The following is a 4102-nucleotide window of genomic DNA, read 5'->3' on the forward strand; positions in this document are numbered from 1 at the left end:
GGAGAGGGGCCGGGGGTGAGGGAATACTCCCTCCCAGGGATCCAATTTGACCTCTGCCCCTGGGGTTGGATAAGGTTGAGGGCGAAGTGGCTGGGGAGCGAGAGCATGGCCAGCGTGACCTACGAACACGTTACCAAGCGCTACGGCGACACCACGGCCGTCCACGATCTGAACATCGCCATCGAAGATGGGGAATTTCTCGTCTTCGTCGGCCCCTCCGGCTGCGGCAAGACCACCTCCTTGCGCATGCTGGCCGGCCTGGAAGAGGTGAGCGCCGGCTCCATCTACATCGGCGACCGCCGCGTGAACGACGTTCCCCCCAAGGATCGGGACATCGCCATGGTCTTCCAGTCCTACGCCCTCTACCCCCACATGACCGTGGCCGAGAACATGGCCTTTGGCCTTAAGCTGCGCGGCCTGCCTAGGGCGGAGATCGAAAGCCGGGTTCGGGGGGTGGCCAAGCGGCTGGGGATCGAACACCTGCTCCACCGCAAGCCCAAGGAACTTTCCGGTGGACAGCGGCAGCGGGTTGCCGTCGGGCGGGCCATTGTGCGCAACCCGGCGGTGTTTTTGATGGATGAGCCCCTCTCCAACCTCGACGCCAAGCTGCGGGTGCAGGCGCGGGCCGAGATCAGCAAGTTGCACATGCAACTGGGCACCACCTTCATCTACGTCACCCACGACCAGGTGGAAGCCATGACCATGGGCAACCGCATCGCCGTCATGAAGGATGGCCGCCTGCAGCAGGTGGATACTCCCCAGGCCCTCTACAGCCGCCCCGCCAACCTGTTTGTGGCCGGCTTCATCGGCAGCCCTTCCATGAACTTCTTCTCAGCCAAGCTGCGGGAGCAAGAGGGCACCCTCTGGGTGGATAGCGGCGCCTTCCGTGTGCCCATCCCCCCCCACCAGGCGGATCCCTATCGGCCCCGCGCCGGCCAGCCGGTCATCTTCGGCATCCGCCCGGAAAACATCCACGATCCCCAGTACCAACCCCCAGGGATCCAACCCGCCCGCGTGCGCGCCAAAGTCTCGGTCGCCGAGCTGATGGGCCACGAGGTCATCCTCCACCTCAGCACCACCGACGCCGAAGGGATCCTCCCCGAGCAGGAGTTTGTGGCCCGCGTGGATCCCCGTACCCAGCTTCGCGTCAACCAATGGGCAGAAGTGGTCTTTGACATGGATCGCTTCCACCTCTTTGACCCGCAAACCGAGGAGCGGCTGGAATAAACAAGAGGCGCTGTCAAGCTAAAGATTGGCTACCATAGGCTCCAGAGAAAAAAGGATCCCTATGCCGGAGCAATCTGCCTCGAAGTTGGTGCAGGCGCAGTTCGATGAATTTCCCTATCCCAACGTCCCCATCGAGCAGACGGTTACGGATACCTTTGCCCTGTTTGCCAACAGCTACACCACCGCCTGCTACGTGCGAGATCGCAAGGTGGTCAAGCCCGAAGGCAAAGTGATGCTCAACGCCGGCTGCGGCTCCGGCTGGGAAACCCTGGTTCTGGCCACGGCCAACCCAGGTGCCTCTTTGGTCGGGGTGGATATCTCGCCGAAATCGCTGGAGATGGCCCGGCAGCGCTTCGAGTTCCACCAGATCCCAGATGTGCGCTTTGAAGTAGCAGACATCACCGACATGGGAGCGCTAGGGGAGCAGTTTGATTTCATCGCCTGCAACGACGTGCTCTACCTGCTGGAAGATCCGGTGGCCGGACTCAAAGGCATGCGCCAGGTGCTCAAACCCGAGGGCATTATCCGCACCAACGTCCACAGCCTCTATCAGCGGCAGTTTATTTTCAACATGCAGGATGCCATGGAGCTGCTGGGGGTGATGGACGAGCCGGCTGCCAAAGCCGTTCCCATCCTCCGAGAGCTGATGGATGCCCTCCATGAAGGCAGCTTCGTCAAAAGCCACTGGCAGGGAGACGCCATCAAAACCACCAACGGGATCCTGGCCAACTTTCTGCTGCGCAGCGACAAGGGCTTTACGGTGCCCCAGGTGTTCGAGATGCTGCGCCAGGCCGGGCTGGAGTTCATTAGCATGGTGAACTGGCAGCAGTGGAAGCTGGAGCGAGTCCTCACCAAGCCGGTTCCCTACGCCCTGCGCCACCTTAAAAAGCTCAGCCAAGAGGAGCTGCTGCACTTTATCGAGCTGATTTTTCCCAACCTGACCCGGCTGATTGATTTTTGGTGTGGCCACCCTCGCCCCGCTCCACCAGCCCCTTTTACCCTGGAAGAATGGCGAAACGGCTCCGTGCAGGCCCATCCTCTGCTGCTGCGTCTCAACGCCAAGGTTGCCTTCGAGAATGCCATCCGCGACAACGGCCCGGTCAACATCAACGGCTGGCCGGGATCCGAAGGCAACATCGTCATCGATCCCTTCTCGGTACGCTGGCTGATTGATGTTTTTGGGGAAGAGCCTGTGCCCGTACAGGCGCTGGCGGCCAAGGCCCTAGATCTCATGGACTGGACCCCCGAAGAGGCCTTTAACCAAGTGGTGGCCAACCTCAAGTTCCTGGAAGAGCGGCTGGTGGTGCTGCTGCACTCGCCCCTGCGCTAAGTTCAGGGATCCCGCGTCAGCTCCCCTCCCACCCACGATGGAACACTACCCCCCTCTCCCTGAGGGAGAGGGGCCGGGGGTGAGGGCCATCCCTGAGGGAGAGGGGCCGGGGGTGAGGGCGATCCCTCAGGGAGAGGGGCCGGGGGTGAGGGATCCCTCAGGGAGAGGGGCTGGGGATCTGCAGCACCCGGATGCGCTCGGCCCGAATCGCCGCCGGGATCCGCCCTTCGGCGTCGGCATTGACGGCAAAACGCACCTTGCCCTCCATCTCCACCTCGTCCCCTGGGCGCAGCTCCAGCCAACTGGCGGGGCGGCCAAGGCGGATGACCTGGACATCTTCCGCAGGAACCACCGAGACCCAGGTGCCGGCGTAGCGCTGCAGGTTGGGGCTGACCTCGTCCAAATTGACCCCGATCCAGCCTTCCTCGCGGTTGAGGAGCCGCACCGTTCCTGTCAGTCGAAAAGGTTGCGCTTCTTCTGCTAGCTGGATCGGCTCGTAGAGAACTCTCGTGTTTAGAGGCTGCAGACGGGCCAGCTCCACCCGCCATCCCTGGGCCTGGCGGTAGAGAGTAACTTCCATCGCCGCCCGCAGACGCCCGTCCGGCAGCGGCTCGTAGAAACCCAACTGGGAGCGAAAAGGGCGAAACCGCGGATCCTCCCGATCCGGCTCGGTTAAGAATTGCTGCAGCTCCGCGGCGGTGAACTGGAAGTGCAAAGTGGGCACCACTGCCTCCGGCCTCAGGATTGCGTCTACCTGAAAGATGGCCGTGTTGCCCACCTCCTGGATAGGAGTGAGGGTGAACTCCTCTGCCGAGGGCCAGGAGCGATCCAGGGCGCCCGGCGGGATCCCCCTCAGCAGCCGCGGGGTGAGCAGCGCTTCTGCCGTGGCAAAATCCCGAGCGTTGGCCGCCTGCACAAAGGCTTGCAGCGTCTCTTTGGCCGTTTGCGTCTGCCCGCAGCCATTGAGCAAAACCAGGGCCAGCAAGAACCAAGCTTTCTTCAACACCTTTCCCCCGCCACTTCACTGCTGATTTTCGGCAGGTTGCTCAGTTTCTGCCGGAGAGGGAGAGGGCTCAGGGTTCTCCGGCTGGGATCCCTCTGCGGGCGGCTTATCCGGTTGCCACACCTCGATTCGCCAGCCGCCCTCCTGTCGGTAAAGGGTGATCTTGAGGCGGGAAGTCACCGTGTCTCCCTCCAGGCGCAGGCCCACCAATTGCGGGGCCAACTGCTGATAGGTGGGATCGGCAAGATCCGGCTCGGTCAGGTACTTGCGCAAAGTCAAGGGATCCAGCCCCAGGCGCTGCGCCGCCTCTTCCAGAGAGGACTCGCCCTCCACCCACACGTAGGCCGTCTTGCCGCTCACCTCTTGGTTGCGCACCTGCACATTCTCTCCCGCTGCCCCCCAAATCGAAGGCAGGGATCCCGGCCTGAGGGCATTGCTGAAGCGCTCGGTCAGGTAGCCGTCGGCGGTGCCCCAATCCCCCTTTTCGGTGGCAGCGATAAAGGTGCTCACCACCTGGTCGGGGGTTTGCGCTGGTGTGGCCT

At 62.8% G+C, this 4102-nt stretch carries 4 protein-coding genes; 2 read left to right on the forward strand and 2 right to left on the reverse strand.

The features are described 5' to 3' along the window. Positions 1–105 precede the first annotated feature (105 nt). Together NW844_RS12310 and NW844_RS12315 are read left to right on the forward strand one after the other, a co-directional pair. Positions 106–1227: an ABC transporter ATP-binding protein gene (locus NW844_RS12310; RefSeq protein WP_414336042.1), complete on the forward strand. Its 1122-nt coding sequence runs from the start codon at positions 106–108 to the stop codon at positions 1225–1227. Positions 1228–1288: 61 nt separating this feature from the next. Then, the gene (locus NW844_RS12315; RefSeq protein ID WP_414336044.1) at positions 1289–2557 is read left to right on the forward strand and encodes a class I SAM-dependent methyltransferase; all 1269 of its coding nucleotides are present in this window, start codon (positions 1289–1291) and stop codon (positions 2555–2557) included. A gap of 157 nt (positions 2558–2714) precedes the next feature. Here NW844_RS12315 and NW844_RS12320 read toward each other — a convergent pair whose 3' ends face one another. Then, positions 2715–3560, reverse strand: coding sequence for a hypothetical protein (locus NW844_RS12320; RefSeq protein ID WP_414336045.1), 846 nt, complete (start codon positions 3558–3560; stop codon positions 2715–2717). Between the two features lie 18 nt (positions 3561–3578). Next, positions 3579–4102 (reverse strand): hypothetical protein (locus NW844_RS12325; RefSeq protein ID WP_414336047.1); only part of this gene is annotated, 524 nt, incomplete at its 5' end.

This window comes from Synechococcus sp. H55.2 (genome assembly GCF_047462495.1).
In the GTDB taxonomy this organism is placed as follows: Bacteria; Cyanobacteriota; Cyanobacteriia; order Thermostichales; family Thermostichaceae; genus Thermostichus.

Bases quoted from the DNA above. Each gene is read 5' to 3' on its own strand.
- NW844_RS12310 (WP_414336042.1), top strand. From the start codon at position 106: ATGGCCAGCGTGACCTACGAACACGTTACCAAGCGCTACGGCGACACC.
- NW844_RS12315 (WP_414336044.1), top strand. From the start codon at position 1,289: ATGCCGGAGCAATCTGCCTCGAAGTTGGTGCAGGCGCAGTTCGATGAA.